This window comes from Thermodesulfobacteriota bacterium (assembly GCA_040755095.1).
Lineage (GTDB): Bacteria > Desulfobacterota > Desulfobulbia > Desulfobulbales > JBFMBH01 > JBFMBH01.
Genome location: JBFMBH010000027.1, coordinates 5,833 through 25,673 on the forward strand (window position 1 = coordinate 5,833; position 19,841 = coordinate 25,673).

General features: G+C 68.1%; 20 protein-coding genes. 1 reads left to right on the forward strand and 19 read right to left on the reverse strand.

The genetic code is table 11. The features are described from left to right. The 10 genes from AB1634_06235 to AB1634_06280 form a co-directional block, all read right to left on the reverse strand. The coding region (locus tag AB1634_06235) for a cobalamin-dependent protein (protein ID MEW6219120.1) at window positions 1-700 on the reverse strand (700 nt) is incomplete at its 3' end. A 1-nt stretch (window position 701) separates the two neighbouring features. Further along, window positions 702-1,817 carry a nucleotidyltransferase family protein gene (locus AB1634_06240; protein MEW6219121.1) on the reverse strand — a complete coding sequence of 372 codons (1,116 nt, stop codon included), beginning with the start codon at window positions 1,815-1,817 and terminating at the stop codon, window positions 702-704. A 440-nt stretch (window positions 1,818-2,257) separates the two neighbouring features. Beyond that, a complete protein-coding gene (gene neuC / locus AB1634_06245) occupies window positions 2,258-3,490 on the reverse strand; it encodes a UDP-N-acetylglucosamine 2-epimerase (protein MEW6219122.1) in 1,233 nt (410 codons plus the stop codon). A gap of 173 nt (window positions 3,491-3,663) precedes the next feature. Continuing rightward, the gene (gene neuB / locus AB1634_06250) at window positions 3,664-4,668 is read right to left on the reverse strand and encodes an N-acetylneuraminate synthase (GenBank protein MEW6219123.1); all 1,005 of its coding nucleotides are present in this window, start codon (window positions 4,666-4,668) and stop codon (window positions 3,664-3,666) included. 40 nt (window positions 4,669-4,708) lie between these two features. After that, on the reverse strand, window positions 4,709-5,266 hold the full coding sequence (gene pgsA / locus AB1634_06255; GenBank protein MEW6219124.1) for a CDP-diacylglycerol--glycerol-3-phosphate 3-phosphatidyltransferase: 558 nt from the start codon (window positions 5,264-5,266) through the stop codon (window positions 4,709-4,711). A gap of 21 nt (window positions 5,267-5,287) precedes the next feature. Then, entirely contained in the window at window positions 5,288-5,950 is a 663-nt protein-coding gene (locus AB1634_06260) for a lytic transglycosylase domain-containing protein (GenBank protein MEW6219125.1), read from the reverse strand. A 174-nt stretch (window positions 5,951-6,124) separates the two neighbouring features. Beyond that, window positions 6,125-6,769, reverse strand: coding sequence for a fructose-6-phosphate aldolase (fsa, locus tag AB1634_06265; protein ID MEW6219126.1), 645 nt, complete (start codon window positions 6,767-6,769; stop codon window positions 6,125-6,127). A 62-nt stretch (window positions 6,770-6,831) separates the two neighbouring features. Continuing rightward, entirely contained in the window at window positions 6,832-7,098 is a 267-nt protein-coding gene (locus AB1634_06270) for a TRASH domain protein (protein MEW6219127.1), read from the reverse strand. Continuing rightward, complete coding sequence (folK, locus tag AB1634_06275) at window positions 7,095-7,637, reverse strand: 2-amino-4-hydroxy-6-hydroxymethyldihydropteridine diphosphokinase (GenBank protein MEW6219128.1); 543 nt, start codon at window positions 7,635-7,637, stop codon at window positions 7,095-7,097. Before folK ends, AB1634_06270 begins: the two co-directional genes overlap by 4 nt. Window positions 7,638-7,739: 102 nt before the next feature. Beyond that, window positions 7,740-8,906, reverse strand: coding sequence for a DUF4143 domain-containing protein (locus AB1634_06280; GenBank protein MEW6219129.1), 1,167 nt, complete (start codon window positions 8,904-8,906; stop codon window positions 7,740-7,742). 408 nt (window positions 8,907-9,314) lie between these two features. Between AB1634_06280 and AB1634_06285 the strand changes: the two genes are divergently transcribed. Next, complete coding sequence (locus AB1634_06285; protein MEW6219130.1) at window positions 9,315-9,680, forward strand: nucleotidyltransferase domain-containing protein; 366 nt, start codon at window positions 9,315-9,317, stop codon at window positions 9,678-9,680. Between the two features lie 55 nt (window positions 9,681-9,735). Here the strand turns inward: AB1634_06285 and AB1634_06290 are convergent, their stop codons facing one another. From AB1634_06290 to argF, 9 genes are all read right to left on the reverse strand, one after another. After that, window positions 9,736-10,905, reverse strand: coding sequence for an LL-diaminopimelate aminotransferase (locus AB1634_06290; GenBank protein ID MEW6219131.1), 1,170 nt, complete (start codon window positions 10,903-10,905; stop codon window positions 9,736-9,738). A 60-nt stretch (window positions 10,906-10,965) separates the two neighbouring features. Further along, entirely contained in the window at window positions 10,966-11,775 is an 810-nt protein-coding gene (dapB, locus tag AB1634_06295) for a 4-hydroxy-tetrahydrodipicolinate reductase (protein MEW6219132.1), read from the reverse strand. Window positions 11,776-11,816: 41 nt separating this feature from the next. Further along, window positions 11,817-12,701 carry a 4-hydroxy-tetrahydrodipicolinate synthase gene (gene dapA / locus AB1634_06300; GenBank protein MEW6219133.1) on the reverse strand — a complete coding sequence of 295 codons (885 nt, stop codon included), beginning with the start codon at window positions 12,699-12,701 and terminating at the stop codon, window positions 11,817-11,819. Between the two features lie 195 nt (window positions 12,702-12,896). Then, complete coding sequence (gene dapF / locus AB1634_06305) at window positions 12,897-13,730, reverse strand: diaminopimelate epimerase (GenBank protein ID MEW6219134.1); 834 nt, start codon at window positions 13,728-13,730, stop codon at window positions 12,897-12,899. An 11-nt stretch (window positions 13,731-13,741) separates the two neighbouring features. Next, window positions 13,742-15,010, reverse strand: a complete 1,269-nt coding sequence (gene lysA, locus AB1634_06310; protein ID MEW6219135.1) for a diaminopimelate decarboxylase — start codon at window positions 15,008-15,010, stop codon at window positions 13,742-13,744. A 20-nt stretch (window positions 15,011-15,030) separates the two neighbouring features. Next, window positions 15,031-16,077 (reverse strand): fibronectin type III domain-containing protein, encoded by a 1,047-nt coding sequence (locus AB1634_06315; GenBank protein MEW6219136.1) that lies wholly within the window; start codon window positions 16,075-16,077, stop codon window positions 15,031-15,033. Then, a complete protein-coding gene (argH, locus tag AB1634_06320) occupies window positions 16,077-17,495 on the reverse strand; it encodes an argininosuccinate lyase (GenBank protein MEW6219137.1) in 1,419 nt (472 codons plus the stop codon). The genes AB1634_06315 and argH overlap by 1 nt, the downstream gene beginning before the upstream one ends. Beyond that, a complete protein-coding gene (locus tag AB1634_06325; protein MEW6219138.1) occupies window positions 17,492-18,712 on the reverse strand; it encodes an argininosuccinate synthase in 1,221 nt (406 codons plus the stop codon). Before AB1634_06325 ends, argH begins: the two co-directional genes overlap by 4 nt. A 66-nt stretch (window positions 18,713-18,778) precedes the next feature. Further along, window positions 18,779-19,696, reverse strand: coding sequence for an ornithine carbamoyltransferase (argF, locus tag AB1634_06330; GenBank protein MEW6219139.1), 918 nt, complete (start codon window positions 19,694-19,696; stop codon window positions 18,779-18,781). Between the last annotated feature and the right edge of the window lie 145 nt (window positions 19,697-19,841).

Here is a 19,841-nt window from a genome sequence, read left to right on the forward strand (position 1 = left end):
GTTCCAGCCCCTGGCTGATGAATTCCACGGAGTGGCCCCGGAAACGGCGGCCCCAGGGCTGGTAGCAGAAGGTGCAGTGGAAGGGGCAGCCCCGGCTGGAGATGAAGTCCACATCCCGGCCAAAGCCGATGATCTGGTTGGCGAGATAGATCTCCATGGGCAGAAGATCGTAGGCCGGCAGATCGGAGTCCCGGTCGAGATCCTCGATGAGGGGCCGGGGCGGGGTGAAGACGATGCCGCCGTCCGGGCCGCGGTAGGCCAGGCCAGGAATGCCGGTCAGGTCCGCCTGCCGGTCCGCGGCCAGGGCGGCCACCAGCTCGCTGGCCGTGAGCTCCCCCTCGCCGGTGCAGATGAGGTCCACCTGCGAATGGGCCAGGAGCAGCTCCGGCACGCTCATGGCCGCCGATCCCCCGGCCACCACCAGGGCCCGGGGGTGGGCCTCTTTGAGGACCGCCGCCAGCCAGATCAACCGGCCGTAGACCGGGATCAGGCCGCCCACCAGCGCGAGGTCGCAAGGGGTGGCGCGGATCCGCTCCCGGATTTCGGCCTCGCTCCAGCGGTATGCGTTCCAGTCCAGGAAATGGAGGCGTATGCCCGGCACCTTCTTCCGGAGCACACTGGCGATGATCGCCAGGCCGTGGGGGAGATGCCGGGGCTTGTCGTGGACCCGGATGGGCGGGTTGATGAGAAGGATATCCATGTCAGGCCGCCCCCTCCTCCTCGTCCTCGGCGAACACCCCGAGGCCACCCATGGACAGCTTGAGGAGCGCCTGCTGGTACTCTTCCCACTGGCCGATGTCGAACCACTTGCCGCTGGTGGGGTAGACGCCGACCCGGCCCGGCGAGACGGCGAGCAGCCGCTCCATGAGGCCCGGCATCTCGATATGCTCGCCCCGGGGCAGGTCCCGGATCGCCTCCGGCTCCACCACGTAGACGCCGCCGGCCACCAGATAGGTGAACTCCGGCTTTTCCCGGATGCCCACCAGGGCCTCCTGGTGGATGTCCAGCACGCCGTAGGGGATGCGCACATGGCGGGGCACCGCCACCACGGTGAGGAGGTTCTTGTTGGCCCGGTGGAAGTCGACGATCTCGGCGAAGTTGTCCTCCAGGACCACGTCGCAGTTCGACACCAGGAAGGTCTCGGTCAGCTCGTCCTTCATGAGGGTCAGGGCGCCGGCGGTGCCCAGGAAGCTGTCCTCCTCCACGAAGCCTACGGCGTAGGGCTTGGTGAGGCCGGCGAAGTAGTTGCGGATGGTCTGGCGCTTGTAGTTCAGGGTGACCCAGAAGTTGCGGAACCCGAAGCCGGCGAAGTTGTCCATGATCCATTCGATCATCGGCCGGTCGCCAAAGGGGATGAGGGGCTTGGGCAGGATGCGGGTGAAGGGGTCCAGCCGGGTGCCCTTGCCGCCGGCCATGATCACCACCGGCTCGGTCCGGAGCGGCCGCTTCGGCGCCTCGGTGACCAGAAAATCCTGCCAGGTGCGGACATCGACAATGTGGCCGCCGGCGTCCACCACCGGCAGGTAGCGGATGTTCTTGGTCTTCATCAGGGCGAGCACGCGGGCGTTGTCCACCGGCGGCGCCACCTGCATGGGCGAGCGGGTCATGATCTTCCCCAGGGGCGCGTCGAAGCTCTCGCCGTTGAAGATGGCCCGCCGGAAGTCGCCGTCCGAGACAACGCCGGTGAGCCGCTCATGGTCATCCACCACGAACAGGAACTGGTGACCCTTCTCGTTCAGGACCTTGAGACCATCGCGGATGGTCTGCTCGGGCCGGACATAGAGCTGGCGGAACCAGTGCGGCTGGCGGACGGTCATGGTCGTCTTCTCCTGGGAGCGGCTGCCGGGTCCATTGCACGGACGATCTGCACTATCCTTTCGGCCGGATTTTCATTTCCATAAGCGATTGCTGCGGGTGGGCGCTCTTTTTTTTGCCAGGCTCCCTTTGCCGCAGCCACCGGAGCCAAGGCGATTGTCTTGGCTTCGCGAGTCCTGCCGAGTATCCGTCTGCCAGACGAAGGCGAGCTTGCTCACCCCCGGGGAGGCCGTCCCATGAAGTTCTTCAACACCGCTGGCCCGGTCCACCCAGCCAAGCACTACTGCCTCGATCCCCTGGGCCGGATCAACCTGCCGGAGCTGGAATCCCTTGTGGCCCAGGAGAAGTACTTCATCCTCCATGCCCCCCGCCAGACCGGCAAGACCAGCTCGCTTCTGGCCCTCATGGAGCTCTCCACAGTCAGGGCAGGGTCAGGAACAGGTCAGCGGGAGGATCGGCGCGGATCGCCTGCCAGCGAGGCGGCACCGCTCCCCGGCAGGTCGTGGAACACCTTCCTGCCGAGGCCGGCAGGAGCCGTCGACCGGAGGACGGCCAGGATGGCGGCGGCGGTGTTGTCCTTCTCGTAGGGGTTGGCTGTCTGGCGGGCGAGCCCTTGCATCTCGACGGAGAGCACCCGCTCCAGGCCGGCGCTGATGGCCCCGGCGGTGGCGGCGCAGTCGATGACGCTTTCGGCCCGGACGCGGCCGGCCTGGCGGTCGCCGATGTTGAGGGTCGGTACGTGCAGGCTCGGCGCCTCGATGATGCCGGACGAGGAGTTGCCCACCACCGCGGCCACCTGGGCCATGGTGCTCCAGTAGAGCGGCGAGCCCAGGGCGGAGAACAGGGCCACCCGGCCCGGGGCCCGGGCTGCCAACTCCTCCAGCCGGGCATTCACCAGCCGGCCGGCCGGGTCGGCGTTGGCCCGGGTGCAGACCACGGTCAGGTCGTCCCGGGCCGCCAGCACCGCGACCAGGGCGTCGATCTGGTCTGCCGCCGGCTCAGGATCGGCGGTGGCCGGGTGGAAGGTGACCAGCACCGCCCGCTCTCCCAGGGAGAGGCCCAGGGCCTGTTCCACCCCGGCCCGGTCCAAAAGCCGGGTCTTGCTGAGCCCCTCCAGGGCCAGGGCGCCCACAAAGAAGACCTGCGCCGGATCCTCGCCCAGCTGGATCACCCGTTGCCGGTAGGCCTCGGTGCTCGTGAAATGGAGGTGAGCCATCTTGGTGATGGCGTGGCGGAAGGCCTCGTCCATGGCGCCGAAGGAGGCCTCGCCGCCGTGGAGATGGGCGATGGGCAGCCGGCAGACCGTGGCGGCAAAGGCGGCGGCCAGGGTTTCGTAGCGATCCCCCACCAGGACGAGGATGTCCGGCGCCAGGCGGCGAAACGCTTCCCCCAGCCCGATCATGGCCAGGCCCGCCGCCTTGCAGGTGCCGGCGGGCGTGTCCGAGGCCAGCAGGATCTCCAGCTCCTCGGCGACGGCAAAGCCGTCCGCCAGGATCTGTTCAACGGTGCGGCCGTGCTCCGGCGCCAGATGGCTGCCGGAGGCGATGATGGCGAGGTCGAGATCCGGCTCCTCCCGGATCCGTTCCAGAAGGGGCTTGACGATACCGTACTCGGCCCGGCTGCCCGTGAAGACGCAGATCCTCTGGAGGAGGCAGTCCAAGCTCGTCCTTGTCATGGCCTTCCTCCCAGCGGAACCGGCAGCACAGTCCCCCTCGGGCGAGCACCCTTCCGGGCGCTATTCCGGGTGACAGCCGGGAAGGATCGGGTCAAGCCGAGGATCCCCGGTGAAATTTCTCGGTCGATCCACATGGTTGACAATTTGCGGCCGCAATCGTCACATTGTCAACCCTACAGCTCGATGGGCTCGTCCGCCGCGAACTCCCGGCGGGCCGGCCGCCCGATCACCTCGTCCCAGCGCATGGGGGAGAGGCCGGTTCCTGGCCGTTTGCAGGTCAGGTTGTCGGGGCTGAGGATCTCGCCGGCGCGGATGGCGCGGCTGGCGACGATGGACTTGCGCACCAGGGGCAGGTTGCGCAGCTCGGCCTCCGTCGGGCGCTTGCGGCCATCCCCCAGGGCCACCTCGACGTTGCGGATCGCGGCGACCAGGGACGCGAATTCCGCCGGCTCCACCGAGGCCCGGTGGTCTGGCCCCGGCAGGCCCCGGTCCAGGGTGAAGTGCTTCTCGAGCACCCGGGCGCCCAGGGCCACCGCGGCCACCGCACATTCCAGGCCCTGGGTGTGGTCCGAATAGCCGACCGGCAGGCCGAAGGCCGCCGCCATGGTGACCATGGCTCGGAGGTTGGCGTCGGCCATGGCGGTGGGGTACTCGGTGTGGCAGTGGAGGAGGGTGATGGCCGCCCGGTCGGTGCCGGCGGCAGTGAGGATCTCGATGGCATCCTCGATCTCGCCCAGATCGGCCATGCCGGTGGAGAGCAGCATCCGGCGACCCAGGGCGCCGGCGGCCCGCAGGTAGGGGAGGTTGGTGATCTCGCCGGAGGGGATCTTGAAGATCGTCACCCCGAGATCCGCCAGGAGCCGGAGGGAGGCCAAGTCGAAGGCCGAGGAGAGAAAGACGATCCCCTGGTCTTGGCACAGGGCCGCCAGCTCGACCTGGGCAGCGGCGGGCAGCTCCAGGCGGGCCAGCATGGCCTGCTGGGTCTCCCCGGCACCGGTGGTGACCTGCTGGTAGCCGGCCTTGGCGGCCCGGCCGGTTACCAGCAGGGAGGCCCGGAAGCTCTGGAACTTCACCGCATCGGCACCGGCCTGAGCCGCCGCTACCACCAGGCGCTTGGCCAGCTCCTGGTCACCGTTGTGGTTGACCCCAGCCTCGGCGATGATGAAGGTGCGGGACATGGCTGCCTGCTTCTTGTCCCGAACCGCCGTGGACCACCGCTTAGGCGGCCAGGAGCACCCGGCGGAAGCGGAGGAAATAGTCCAGGCCCGACCAGAGGGTGAGGCCAAGGGCGACCAGGAGGATGGCCCGCCCCAAGGGATGGAGAAAGGGGAGCGGCAGCAGCTCGGCAGGGAAGATCAGGACGCACAGGCCGGTGTACTGGCAGACGGCTTTGAGCTTGCCCAGCTCGCTGGCCGCGATCACCACCCCCTTGGCGGCGGCGATGCTCCGCAGGCCGGTGATGAAGATCTCCCGGGCCAGGATCAGGAAGGAGAGCCAGGCCGGCACCCGGCCCATGGGAATGAGGAGGATGAGGGCCGCGGCCACCACCAGCTTGTCGGCCAGAGGGTCGAGGAGCTTGCCCAGCACCGTCTCGGTGGCGTGCTTGCGGGCGAGGTACCCGTCCGCCAAGTCGGTGAGGGCCGCGGACAGGAAGAGGACGAAGGAGATGAAGTCCAGCCAGGCCGGCGCGCCGGGGGTCAGGAAGAAGAGCAGGGGACCGATGACGGCGAAACGGTACCCGGTGAGGAGGTTGGGCAGGGTGACAACCGATGACACTGGGGCGTACTCCCGGGATTTTCAGCGGCCAGGGGCTCTGAACGACAGCCGGCCGGCGCCCTGCTGATACTGGCGGTAGGCCGCCAGCACCCGCTGGATGTACGTCTCGGTCTCGTCGATGGCCGGCACCCGCCCCAGCTGCGCCACCAGATTGGGCCCGGCGTTGTAGGCGGCCAGGGCCAGACGCAGGTCCAGGCCGAAACGGTCCAGCTGCTCCCGCAGGTAGCGGGTGCCGCCGACGATGTTCTCCCAGGGGTCGAAAGGATTGCGCACCGCCAGATCCCGGGCCGTGCCGGGCATGAGCTGCATGAGGCCCATGGCGCCCCTGTCGGAGATGGCCCGGGGGTTGAAGTCCGACTCGGTCTTGATCACCGCCTTGACCAGAAGGGGATCCACCGACAGGTAGCGACTGGCCTGCAGGATCAGGGGATCGAAGTGGCTGGGATCGGTGGCCGCCGGCGCCAGCAGCCGTTCCGCCGGCAGGCGCTGGGGCGGCAGCCGGCGGGGCGGGGCGAAGACGTTGCTGCCCGGGACCGGGCGGTAGCGGGGGTCGCCGGGCACGTTGGTGAAATGGACGACGCCATCGGCGTCCACGTAGGAGAAGATGGTGGCCGCACCTGGCGCGGCGGCCAGGAGCCAGCCAACGACGAGCATGGGAGCCAGCCAGCCAGGCAGGTGCCGCATCCGCTTCGATCTCCTGAGGCTGTTCAGCACCCGGAAGCGCCCCCCGCCTGACAGCACGCCAGCGGGCTCGGGCGCTTCGGGGTCCCTGCTGTGCGGCTGCCAGCCGCAAAGATGGGGGGATCCCCAGGCCCGGGATGATCAGATCCCCCGGGCCAAGACCTTTCCAGTATAGTCTCAGGCCTGGCCCTTTTTCCAGTCGTTCAAGAAACGCTCGATGCCCAGATCGGTCAGGGGGTGGTTGGCCAGCTGCTGGATGACCTTGAAAGGGATGGTGGCGATATGGGCGCCCAGCACCGCCGCCTCGACCACATGCCGGGGATGGCGCACCGAGGCCACGATCACCTCGGTGGCAAAGCCGTAGTTTTCGTAGATGGCCATGATCTCCTCGACAAGGCCCATGCCCGACTCGGAGATGTCGTCCAGGCGGCCCACGAAGGGGCTGACGAAGGTCGCCCCGGCCTTGGCGGCCAGCAGGGCCTGGGACGAGGAGAAGACCAGGGTGACATTGGTCCTGATCCCTTCGGCGGCCAGCATCCGGGTGGCCTTCAGGCCCTCCATGGTCATGGGCACCTTGACCACGATGTTGGGCGCGATGCCGGCCAGCTTCCGGGCCTCGGCCACCATGCCCGCGGCCTCCAGGCTGATCACCTCGGCGCTCACCGGCCCCTCTACCAGGCTGCAGATCTCGGTGAGGATCTCGGTAAAAGAGCGCTTTTCCTTGGCCACCAGGCTGGGATTGGTGGTGACCCCATCCACCATGCCCAGGGCCACGGCCTCCCGGATCTCGGTGGTGTTGGCGGTATCGATGAAGAACTTCATGGCAGCCTCCCAGGCTCTCTTGGCGGCATGGGCCTCGGTATGGCCGCCGGCAAGGTTGATGCTCAATGCTTCCGGGCCTGCTGGGCCACGAATTGCGCCCGGCAGGCCTCGCTGCAGAAATGCTCGGTGCGGCCCCCGGTCTTGAGGCTTACGGCCTGCCCCAGGGGCACATAGGTGTGGCAGACCGGATCCTCCACCAGCACATCCTGGGCAGGCAGGGAGCCGCCCGCTCGTCCCGGGTCCGCCTGCCGGCGCGCCGCCTTCGCGCCACCGAAAAGCAGCCGGTAGAGGATATACGCCAGGACTGCCAGAATGAGAAAACGGATCACAGCTTGATCTCCCCGGGCCGCCAGGACCTTGGCTCGACGCCGTGGCTGCCGCCGGGTCCCAGCGCGGCCAGAAGCTCCGCCCAGGTGTGGCTCAGGACCGGATGACGGCCGTCCGGCACCAGCTCGACCAGGGGCACCAGCACAAAGGCCCGCTCGCAGAGCCGCGGATGGGGCAGGATCAGGGACGGGCTGGTGATACGGCGCTCCCCGTGGGTGAGAAGATCAAGATCCACCGGCCGGTCCGGCCCCTGGCGTCGATCCCGGCCCATGGCCGTCTCGATGGCCAGGAGCACCCCCAGCAGGGTCTCCGGCTCCAGGACGGTATGTACCATACCCACGGCATTTGTAAAGGGACGGGAGGTCTCGACTCCCACCGGCGCGGTGGCGTAGGGCCGGGAGATGGCCCCCGGCCGGATCCCCTCTGCCGCCGCCAGCCGCGCCCAGGCCGCAGCCAGCTGGGCGCGGCCGTCACCGAGGTTGCTGCCCAGGCCGATGAGGGCTGGCGACCAGGAGGTGGTGGGCTGGAAGGAGACGGTCATGGTGCGAGGGAGCGGCAGCCGCGAGAAGGCGGCATCACATGAGGAGCCCTCCAGCAAAGGAGCGCCGATGGCCCCGGCTGATGGCCAGCAGCGGTGCGGTGCTCAAAGGGTCTTTCCCTCCAGCTCGGCCAGAAAGCTCGGAATCGGCATCGCCTCGATGCCGTCCTCGGTGCGGAACGGCCGTTCGCCCAGGAAGACGATCAGGCGGCGGCCGAGGCCCTTCAGGTCGACAATGGCTTTCAGTCCCTTGAAGTCAGAGGAAGTCAAGCGGTCCTTGGCCTTGACCTCCACCGCCGTCAGCTCCTTGCCACGCTGGATCAGGAAGTCCACTTCCGTGCCGCCCTGGGCGGGCGCCCAATAGAACAGCCCGTCGTGCCGCAGCCCCAGACCGCTGCCGGGCTCGCCATAGGCCCGCAACAGGACCCCGATCCAGCCTTCCAGCAAGGCGCCGCGTTCGGCTTCACCTGGCGGATGCAGCTCCTGCTTCACGGCCCGCACCACGCCTGGGTCCACCCAGTAGAGCTTGGGGTGCTTGCGCTCCTTGACCCGCAGCTTGCTCTCGTAGGCCGGCAAGAGCCAGGCCAGGTAGGTGTCAGCCAGGATTTCCAGGTAGGCGGAAACGGTGGTCCGCGCCACCCCCGCGTCCCGGGCCAAGCCGGCAACACTCAGCAACTGCCCGTGAAACAGGGCCGCGACCGGCAGAAACCGCGCGAACCCCGGCAGATTCCGCACCAGTGCCTCGGCCTGGATCTCCTCCTTCAGATACAGCTGCACGTAGGCCTCGAGGCTCTCCAGCCTGGCGGAGGATCGCCGGATGACCGGCAGGCTGCCGAAGCGCAGCACCTCGGCGAGATCGAAATCGGCCCCCAGCTCTTCTGGCAGCAACGGCAGCATGACCCGCCGGAGTGCTCGCCCCGCCAACAGGTTGGTGCCCGCCTGCTTGAGCTTGCGGGCGCTGGACCCCAAGAGGACAAAGCGCAGACCACGGCTCTCAATGAATCGGTGCACCTCGTTCAAGAGGGCGGGCAGCCTCTGGACCTCGTCCACCACCACCGTTTGGCCCACCGGCATCCGCAGCAGCTCCCGGGCAAAGAGCCGGGGGTCGCGCAGGTAGCTCTGGTACAGGCCCTCGTCCAGGAGATCGAGACAGGGGGCATGGGGGAACACCTGCCGGGCCCAGGTGCTCTTGCCGACGCCCCGCATGCCGAAGAGAAAGAAGCTCTGTCCGGGTGGCTGCAGGAGTCGGGAATACGGGGTCTGGGAAACCATGTCGTCATTATTCCCGGAAAAATGACGACATGGAAGCAGATTTGTCGGGGCTGCGTGGCGGACCTACCTGGATATTCGATAAGGTCGAGGCAAGGCTGGATGCTATTGTTCGGAAAGCGGGCGCACTAGGGGCGACGCATGCGTCGCCCCTACGGGAGGGTCTGCGCCCCCCGGCATCGTCACCCACCATTCGGGCAACATCGGCGACCGGCGCGGCTGCTGCTTATCGAACATCCAGGGACCTACGTCTCGCGTTGACAGATTGCTCTTGGGTTGACTACCGTTACTTGCGGCTGGACTTGAGCCGGATCGGGCCTGCGCCCCCAGGCCCCAAGACGTATGGAAGAGGCTCCACAGGCTATGGCGATGATCCCAGCGGAGAACGAGCAGAGGAGCCATGCTCTGGCGATGGATTCGCAGGCAGTCACGGCTGATCGACTGCAGCCGGTGCTGGCGCGCTATCCCGAGCTGGTCTTCGGCCTGCTGTTCGGCTCGGCGGCGCGGGGCGAGGCCGAAGCGCGCAGCGACATCGATCTGGCGTTCTTCGTGCGTGAGCCGAAGGCCTTCCCCTTTGCCCGCAAGCTGGCCCTGCACGCCGACTGTTGCCGTGCCCTGGCCAGACGGGAGCTTGATCTGGTCATCCTCAACCAGAGCCGCAACCTGCTGCTGGCGGAGCAGATTGTGCGGGAAGGCCGGACCATCCTGAACCGGGATCAGGAGGCGCTGGACGACTACGCTGTGCGGGTGGTCCACTCTATCGCTGGACAAGCTTGAGGATGTGGAGGAGTACCTGCGTCAGCTCGGAGGCCGCATCTGAAGGGGGGGCGGCTCAGAATCCCACCTTCTCCATCCTGGCCACCGCCTCGGCGAGCCGTTCCTTGCCCACGGTGAGGGCCATGCGGATGTAGCCTTCCCCCGGGGCGCCGAAGCCGTTGCCCGGCGTGGAGACGATGCCGCATCGTTCCAGCAGATGGCCGGCGAAGGAGGCGGAGGTGTGGCCGGCCGGCACTTCGATCCAGACGTAGAAGGTGGCCTTGGGCGGGTTGACGGCCAGCCCCAGGCCGCGAAGACCTGCCACCAGCACGTCCCGGCGCTCGGTGTACAGGGCGCGCATGGCCGCCACGCACCCCTGGTCCCCTTCCAGGGCCTCGATGCCCGCCATCTGGATGGCGTCAAAAGCGCCGGAGTCGATGTTGCTCTTGATCTGGCCCAAGCCGCCAATGACCTGGGCGTTGCCGCAGGCAAAGCCCAGCCGCCAGCCGGTCATGTTGTAGGTCTTGGACAGGGAGTGGAATTCGATGCCTACCTCCAGGGCACCCGGGGTGGCCAGGAAGCTCGGCGCCTGGTAGCCGTCGAAGACCATCTCCGAGTAGGCATAGTCGTGGCAGACGATGAGCCGGTGCTCTTGCGCGAAGGCCACCACCCGGGCAAAGAAGGCCGCATCCGCCGTGGCGGCGGTGGGGTTGTTGGGGTAGTTGAGGAAGATCATCTTCGCCTTGGCCAACACATCCGCCGGGATGGCATCGAGATCCGGCAGAAAGCCGTTGGCCTTGACGAGCGGCATCTCGTACGGCACGCCGCCCGCGAACAGGGTGGCAATCTTGTAGACCGGATAGGCGGGGCTGGGCACCAGCACCACATCCCCCGGGTTGATGAAGGCCAGCGGCAGGTGGGCGATGCCCTCCTTGGAGCCGATGAGGGTGACAACCTCGTGCCGGGGATCGAGCTGGACGCCCAGGCACCGCTGGTACCAGCGACTCACCGCCTCCCGGAAGACGTTCATGCCCGAGTAGCTGGGATAGCGGTGATAGCGGCCGTCAGCCGCCGCCGCCTGCAGCCGGGCCACGATATGGGGCGGGGTCGGCTGGTCGGGGTCTCCCACCCCCAGATCGATGATGTCCAAGCCCCGGGCCCGCACCTCTTCCTTCTTGCGGTCCAGCTCGGCGAAAAGATAGGGCGGGAGGATCTTCAGACGGTCGGCTTTCTCGATGGTGAGCATGGCTGGTCTGCCTTGTTGATCCCAAGCGGTGGAACGGAAAGAAAGAACGGAGCGCGACGGTTAGAGATCGGCCAGCCCCAGGACGTCGAACATGGTGTACAGACCGTGCGGGCGGTCGTTGACCCAGGCGGCGGCCAGCACCGCGCCCCGGGCGAAGTTGTCCCGGCTGTGCGCCCGGTGGATGAGCTCCAGCCGCTCGCCAGGGCCAGCGAAGAGCACCGTGTGCTCGCCGACGATATCGCCGGCCCGCACGGTCTGGATGCCGATCTCCTGATCGGTGCGCTGGCCGATCATGCCATGACGGGCGAAGACCCCCACCTCTCCCAGGTCCCGGCCCAGGGCCTGGGCCACGACCTCGCCGAGCTTGAGGGCAGTGCCGCTGGGGGCGTCCTTCTTCCGCCGGTGATGGGCCTCGACGATCTCGATGTCGTAGCCACTGCCCAGAATTCCGGCCATGCGGGCCGCGATCTTGAACAGGACGTTGACCCCCACCGCCATGTTGGGAGACTGGACGCAGGCAAAGCCGGAGGAAAGCTCCTGGAGCTCCACCAGGTCGGTGGCGGACAGGCCGGTGGTGCCGATGACCATGGCGCGGCCGGCCCGGGCGGCCAGCCTTGCATGCTCCATGGTCGCGGTATGGAAGGTGAAGTCGATGACCACGTCCCCCTGGTCGAGGACCGCGGCCAGGGAGCCGGTGATCGGCACCCCCAGGCGGCCGCACCCGGCGACCTCGCCGGCATCCTGGCCCAGGGCCGGGTGGTCCGGCCGCTCCACGGCAGCAGCCAGGGTCATCCCTTCCGCCTGGCAGGTCATGGCGATATTGCGCTTGCCCATCTGGCCGGCCGCGCCGGTCACGATCACCCTGGTCATGGTGCTGGTCTCCCGAAGGAAGCGGTTTGGTTCGAGCCGGCTCAGGACAGCAGCCCGAAGTCGGTGAGAGCCGTCCGCAGCCTGGCCTGGTTGGCTGCCGACATGGCGACCAGCGGCAGCCGCGGCTGGCCGGAGCGGATCTGGCCCATCATCTCCAGGGCCGCCTTGGCGGGTGCCGGGTTGGTCTCGTAGAACATGGCGGCCATGAGGGGCATGAGCCGGTAGTGGAGCTGCCGGGCGGTGGCCAGGTCGCCGGCCAGGGCGGCATCCATCATGGTGGCCATCTCCCGGGGCGCGACGTTGGAGGTCACCGAGATGACGCCCGTGCCACCGATGGCTACCGTCGCCATGGCGGTGGGGTCATCGCCGGAAAGCACCGCGAAATCCGGCGGGCAGACGCGGATCACCTCCGCCACCTGGGCCAGGTTGCCGGTGGCCTCCTTGACACCGGCGATGTTGGGGATCTGGGCCAGGCGGGCCACGGTCTCCGGCAGCATGTTGACGCTGGTGCGGCTGGGCACGTTGTACAGGATGATGGGGATGTCCACCGCCTCGGCCACGGCCTTGAAGTGCTGGTAGAGCCCCTCCTGGGTGGGCTTGTTGTAGTACGGGGTGATCATGAGCGCCCCGTCGGCGCCGGCGGTCTTGGCGTGGCGGGTGAGATCAATGGACTCCTCGGTGCTGTTGGAGCCGGTGCCCGCCAGAACCGGCACCCGGCCGGCCACGGTCTGGATCGTCAGCTCCACCACCCGGTGGTGCTCAGCGTGGGACAAGGTGGCCGACTCGCCGGTGGTGCCGCAGGGCACGATGCCGTGGGTGCCGCCGGCGATCTGGAATTCAAGAAGCCCCGAAAGGCCCTCCTCGTCCAGGCGACCGTCCACAAAGGGGGTGACGATGGCGACAAAGGCGCCGCTGAAACGGTTCATGACTGCTCCTCCCGAAATGACCACCCCCGGAGCGGGGCGCTGTGGTTGCAAGGATCCCCCTGTGATGACAAGCGAACCGCAGAATATCGAACAAGGAATGTCCAATATCGAAGGGACAGGATTTGACGTTCTGGATCGAGCCCTGCCGGTGCCTTCTGCGGTTGGACATTCCTTGTTCCGTATTCGATATTCGCTTTACCCGATCGCCTCCGGCCCCAGGAGTCCCTCGTAGATCAGGGCAGCACCGCCTTGCAGCTGCACCGAGACGATGGCATCTCCCTGGCGCTGGAAATGGATCGTCAACCGCTCGCCGCCGGTGGTGACGACCGCGACCGGGCTGTCCACCCGACCGGCCAAGGCCGCGCACAGCACCGCCGCCACCGCGCCGGTGCCGCAGGCCATGGTCTCGGCCTCCACCCCCCGTTCGTAGGTCCGCAAGCGAAGGTCGTTGCGGCTCACCACCGCGGCAAAGTTGGCGTTGGTGCCGGCAGGGGCGAATTCCGGATGCAGGCGCAGAGTCCGGCCCCAGTCCGCCACTGGCACTCGCTCCAGATCGGCGGGGGATACGAAATGGACGGCATGGGGTACGCCGGTGTCGATGCTGGCGACCCGAAGCTCCTGGCCCGACACCAGGAGCGGCCGCTCGGCCACAAAGCGGCTGGGCGCCGTGAGGCTGATCCTGACCTCCCGGCCCAGGACCTCGGCCGTGATGATGCCGGCGCCGGTCTCAAAGGAGTGGGTTGGCCGTGCTATGCCCTTCTCCACGGCAAAACGGGCGGCGCAGCGGGCGCCGTTGCCACACATGGCGGCCGGGGAGCCGTCGGCGTTGAAGAAGCGCCAGCGGAAGGCCGCCCGTGGCGACGGTTCCAGGAGGATGAGGCCGTCGGCCCCCACCGAGAACCGCCGCCGGCAGACGGCGGCGGCGAAGGCCGGCATCTCGGCCTCCTGCAGACAGGGCTCGCGGTGATCGACCAGGATGAAGTCGTTGCCGCTGCCACTCATCTTGGCAAAAGGGATGGGAAAGCGCATGGCCGCAGACCCTAGCAGGCAGGCCCCTCAAGGAACGCCGGGATGGCCTCGCCGGCGATGAGCGAGGCATAGGTTTCCCGCCGCCGGATCACGAAGATCTCCTCACCGCGCACCAGCACCTCCGGTGGCCTGGGGCGGGAGTTGTAATTGGAGGCCATGGAGAAGCCGTAGGCGCCGGCGCTCATCACCGCCACCAGGTCGCCGGCAGCAAAAGCAGGCATGACCCGATCCCGGGCCAGGAAATCACCGGTCTCGCAGATCGGGCCCACCAGGTCCGCAACCTGTTCGCCCCGGGGCTGGCGCACCACCGGCTGCACAGCGTGGAAGGCGTTGTACAGGCTGGGCCGGGCCAGGTCGTTCATGCCGGCATCGACCACCACGAAGCTCTTCAGGGCGGTCTGCTTGGTGTACAGGACGCGGCTGACCAGGATGGCAGCGTTGCCGACTATAACCCTTCCCGGCTCCACCAGCAAGGTACAGTCCAGGTCCCGCCACTCCCGGGCCAGGGCCGCGGCGTAGTCCGCCGGCAGCGGAGGCTGCTCCAGGTCGTAGGTGATGCCCAACCCCCCGCCCAGGTCGATGGTGTCCAAGGGGATGCCGTCCGCCTTGAGCTCCCGGGCCAGGGCCTTGACCCGCTCCAGGGCCGCGACAAAGGGCGCCACCTCGGTAAGCTGGGAGCCGATGTGGCAGCTGATGCCCCGCACCCGGAGGTGGGGCAGACTGGCAGCGTGGCGGTAAGCGGCAGGGGCATCGCCCACCGGGATGCCGAACTTGTTCTTGGCCAGGCCGGTGGAGATGTACGGGTGGGTCCTGGGATCGATATCCGGATTGATGCGGAAGGCTACCGGCGCCATCTTGTCCAGGCTGGCGGCCACAGCTTCGAGGCGATCCAGCTCCTGCAGGGACTCGACGTTGAACAGCCGGATGCCGCTGCGCAGGGCGTAGCGCAGCTCGGCATCGGTCTTGCCGACGCCGGAGTAGACGATCCGCTCCGGGGGAATGCCAGCCTGCAGGGCCCGGAAGAGCTCGCCGCCAGAGACGATGTCAGCGCCGCTGCCCAGGCTGGCGAACAGCCGCAGGATGGCGATGTTGGAGCAGGCCTTCACCGCGTAGCACACCAGGTGGGGGATCTGGGCCAGGGCCTGGTCGAAGACCTGGAAGTGGCGGGACAGGGTGGCGTGGCTGTAAAGATAGAACGGCGTGCCCACCGAATCGGCGATCAGCCGCACCGGTACCTCCTCGCAATACAGCTCATCCTGGCGATACTCGAAATGGTGCATGACGCTCCCCGAAGACGCGGCTATTCGGTGCTCACCGGCCCCACGGTCAGCACGGCGAAGGCCGCCGCCGACTCGTTGGCCGGCGTGGCCCGGTCGAAGGCGGTAACCCCATACTGCCAGCGTCCGGCGCCTGGCGCTGGATGGTCAAAATAGCTCTCGGTGCCAGCCGGCACCTCCCCCAAGAGGGTCGGATCCGTTGCCGGCAGCTGGACCCGGTAGATCCGATAGCCAGCCAGGTCGGCGGCCGGGCTGGCCGGCCAGGAGAGCAGGATACCCTCGGGCTCGGCCTGGACCACAAGGTCGGCCGGCAGGGCTGGCGGCGTATGATCTGCCGCCACGCCGGGGACCTCGGCGCTGACCGGCCCGGCGATCGCCGCTCCTGACACCTGCCGGATGGCCCGCACCCGGTACCGGTACGTCACCCCATTGGCGACTGTGCTGTCCTGGAAGCTGGCTGCCCGGAGATCTTCGGCCACCGGCCGGAAGCGCCAGTCTCCGGCCGCTCGCAGCACCTGGTAACGGACCTCCAGGAGGACCGGCGTCCCGTCCAGGGCCGAGGTAACCGGTTGCCACACCAGGTCCAGACGGCCGTCGCCAGGGCTGACCGTCAAGCCCTGGGGGGCGCTCAAAGGGGTCTCCCAGGTGAAGGCCACGGTATTGGAAAAGGGGCCGGTCATGAGCCGGCCCAGAAGCGGCCGGATGCGGAAGGCATAGCGCAGCCCCGGTCGCAGCACCGCCTCCCGGTATTGCCGGTGGCGGCCGGGCAGCTCACTGCGGGCGTCCCGCTCGTCGATGTGCACCGGCCGGCCCCAGGGCAAAGGGCAGCTGTCGCAGGCCTGGTCCGGGGAAAAGACCGCCCGGTTGATCTCGTAGCCCGAGACCACAGGCCGAAGATCCTTGCCGCGGCCCGGCGGGGCGCTCCAGGTCAGCGTCACCCCGCCCTCGTCCAGGTGGAAGGCGAGGTCCGTCACCGCTGGCGGGATGATCTCAGCCGCCGGCAGAGGCGGCGTCTTCTTGCCGCAGCCACAGACCGCGAGCAGGCAGGCGGCAACGAGCAGGCGGCGCATCAGGTCAGGCCCAAGGCCTTTTCCGCCGCCCGCAGGGCCTCTTCCACCTGGGCCGGGGCCGTGCCGCCGAGGGTGGTCTTGGTGGCCACCGAGCCGTTCAGGGACAAGACATCGTAGACATCCGCCGCGATCTCCGGGGCGAAGGTCTGCAAGGTCCCCAGGGGCAGCTCGGCCAGCTCCTTGCCCTGGGCGAGGCAATGCGCCACTGCCCGGCCCACCACGCCGTGGGCACGGCGGAAGGGCATTCCCTTCCTCACCAGGTAGTCGGCGAGGTCGGTGGCGGTGCTGTGGCCGCTGGCCGCGGCGGCGGCCAGGCGCGGGCCATGAAAATCCACATGCGCCAACAGCTCGCTCAGCACGGTCAGGGAAGCCGCCACCGTATCATGGCTGTCGAAGACCGGCTCCTTGTCCTCCTGGAGGTCCCGGTTGTAAGTCAAGGGCAGCCCCTTCAATATGGTGAAGAGGGCCACGAGATGCCCCACCACCCGGCCGGTCTTGCCACGCACCAGCTCGGCGACGTCCGGGTTCTTCTTCTGCGGCATGATGCTGGAGCCGGTACAGTAGGCATCGGCGATGGTGATGAAGCCGAACTCCTGGCTGCTCCAGAGCACCAGCTCTTCCGCCAGCCGGCTGAGATGGGTCTGAATGAGAGCGGCGGCGGCCACGAGCTCCACCGCAAAATCCCGGTCAGCCACCGCATCCATGCTGTTGGCGGCCACCGCGGCAAAGCCCAGCTCGGCCGCCACGGCCCGCCGATCCAGAGGCAGACCGCTGCCGGCGCAGGCGGCAGCACCCAGCGGGGAGACATCGAGCCGCCGCCGGCAGTCGCCAAGCCGGCCCCGGTCCCGGGCCAGCATCTCGTGGTAGGCCAGGAGATGGTGGGCCAAAAGCACCGGCTGCGCCCGCTGCAGGTGGGTGTAGCCGGGCATGATCAGATCCTGATGGCGGCGGGCCAGGCGGACCAGGGCCCGCTGCAGGCCGGTCACGAGCTCGTCCAGCTGGTCGCACGCCTCCCGCAGATACAGGCGCAGATCAAGGGCCACCTGATCGTTGCGGCTGCGGCCGGTGTGCAGCTTCTCGCCGGCCGGACCGATCCGCTCGGTCAGGGCCTGCTCGATGTGCATGTGGATGTCTTCCCGTTCCGTGCAAAAGGGGAAGGTGCCGGCTGCGATCTCGGCGGCAATGGCGTCGAGGCCGGTCAGAATGGCAGCCAACTCGTCGCCGGTCAGGAGGCCTTGGGCGGCCAGCATGCGGGCATGGGCCTTGCTGCCCAGAATGTCGTGGCGGAAGAGGCGGGCGTCCACGTCGATGGAGGCCGTAAACCGCTCCACCGTCTTGGCAGTGGCCTCGGCAAAGCGGCCGCCCCAGGGCTTGGCGATCCCGACCTGGTCGCCAGGCCTTCGGCTTGGCTCGCTCATGGCGTCTGCCCCGGGGAGCTGGTCCGGCGCTGCCGGTCAGCCTCGATGCGCAGCCGCAAGGCTTGCAGGCGGATGAAGCCGCCGGCGTCCTTCTGGCTGTACACCTGGTCGGCCTCGAAGGTGGCGAAGGCTTCGTGGTACAGGGAGAGGGGGGACTTGCGGCCCACCGGCTGGCAGACCCCCTTGTGGAGACGCAGCCGGACGGTGCCGGAGACCGTCTTCTGGGCCTCGTCCATGGCGGTCTGCAGGAAGCGGCGCTCCGGGGAGAACCAGAAGCCGTTGTACACCAGCTCCGCATAGCGGGGCACCAGGCTGTCCCGGATCCGCATCACCTCCCGGTCCAGGGTGATGGTCTCCAGATCCCGGTGGGCGATGCGCAGGATGGTGCCGCCCGGGGTCTCGTACACCCCCCGGGACTTCATGCCCACGAACCGGTTCTCCACCATGTCCAGCCGGCCGATGCCGTGCTCGCCGCCCAGCCGGTTGAGCCGGGTCAGCAGGGCCACCGGCGCCAGCCGTTCGCCGTCCACCGCCACCGGGTCGCCGGCCTCGAACCCGATCTCGATCACCGCTGGCTGGTCCGGCGCCGCGGCGAGGGAGCGGGTCAGGCGGAACATCTCCGGATCCGGCTCCCGCCAGGGATCCTCCAGGATGCCGCCCTCGTAGCTGATGTGGAGCAGGTTCTCGTCCGAGCTGTAAGGCTTGGCGGCGGTCACTGGCACCGGGATGCCATGCTCCTGGGCATAGGCCATGAGCTTGGTGCGGGAATTGAGATCCCACTCCCGCCAGGGGGCGATGATGGCCAGCTCCGGCGCCAGGGCCATATAGGCCAGCTCGAAGCGCACCTGATCGTTGCCCTTGCCGGTGGCGCCGTGGCTGACGGCGTCGGCCCCTTCGGCCAGGGCCACCCGTACCTGCTCCTGGGCGATCACCGGCCGGGCCAGGGAGGTACCCAGGAGATAGGAGCCTTCGTAGATGGCGTTGGCCCGGAAGGCCGGGAAGATCACCTCCCGGACAAAGGCCTCCCTCAGGTCGGAGATCACCACCTTCTCGGCACCGGTGGCCAAGCCTTTGGCCCGGATGGCCTCCCAGTCCTCCTCCTGGCCGACGTCGGCCACGAAGGCCACCACCGGGCAGCGGTACGTTTCCTGGAGCCACTTGAGGATGACGGAGGTGTCAAGTCCCCCGGAATAGGCGAGAACGATTTTTCGCGGCATGGCAAACCCTGCTGCAGAGCGTGGTTGTCACCAGATTATCATGAAGGGCCTCCGCGGCCCCGCGTCTTACTGCCGACCGAGAAGGGCCAGGAGAACGGCCTTGTGCAGGTGCAGCTTGTTCTCGGCCTGGTCGAAGGCGACGCAGGCGGGGGATTCCAGGACCTCGTCGGTGATCTCCTCCCCGCGGTGGGCCGGCAGGCAGTGGAGCACGATGGCGTCCGGCTTGGCGGCTGCCAGAAGGGCGCTGTTGACCTGATAGGGCTGAAAGCGCTTGGCCCGTTCCGCCTGCTCGCTTTCCTGCCCCATGCTGGCCCAGACATCGGTGTTGACCACGTCGGCTGCCGCCACCGCCTGCCTGGGGTCCCGCCGCACGGTGATCGGCCGGCGGGCCTCCGCCTGCGCGGCAGCCAGGACCTGGGGGCTCGGGTCATAGCCCTCGGGACAGGCCAGTGTCAAGGCGAAGCCCAAGCGGGCCGCGGCTTGTATCCAGGAGTTGGCCATGTTGTTGCCATCCCCCACCCAGGCCACAGCGAGATCCTCCATCGACCCCTTGCGCTCCCGCACGGTCATGATGTCCGAGAGCACCTGGCAGGGATGGTGCAGATCGGTCAGCGCGTTCACCACCGGCACGCTGGCGTAGCGGGCCAGCTCCTCCACCACCTCCTGTCCGAAGGTGCGCACCACCAGGCCCTCCACATAGCGGCTCATGACCCGGGCCATGTCCTTCAAGGGCTCCTGGCGGGAGAGCTGGGTGTCCCGGCTCGGCATGAACAGGACCTGCCCGCCCAGGCCGTACATGGCAGCCTCGAACGAGACCCGGGTGCGGGTGGAGGGCTTGTCGAAGAGCAGAGCGATGGTCTTGCCGACCAGGGCGGTGTGGCGGACGCCGGCCCGGCGTTCCGTCTTGAGGCGGTGGCCCAGATCCAGGAAGGCCTGAAGCTCCGCGGCGGTAAAATCCCAGAGGGTGAGGAAATGGCTGTTCATGGCTTGCACCTCGGGTGTCGAGGCCTGTTCATCGGGAGCACCTGCCCCCAGGCCGCCGGCCCGGGTGCCGGCGCCCGTGCAGGGAAAAATGCATTCAAACCACAAAGCAAGGCTTTTGCAAAGAACTATTTGCTACCGGGCGGCG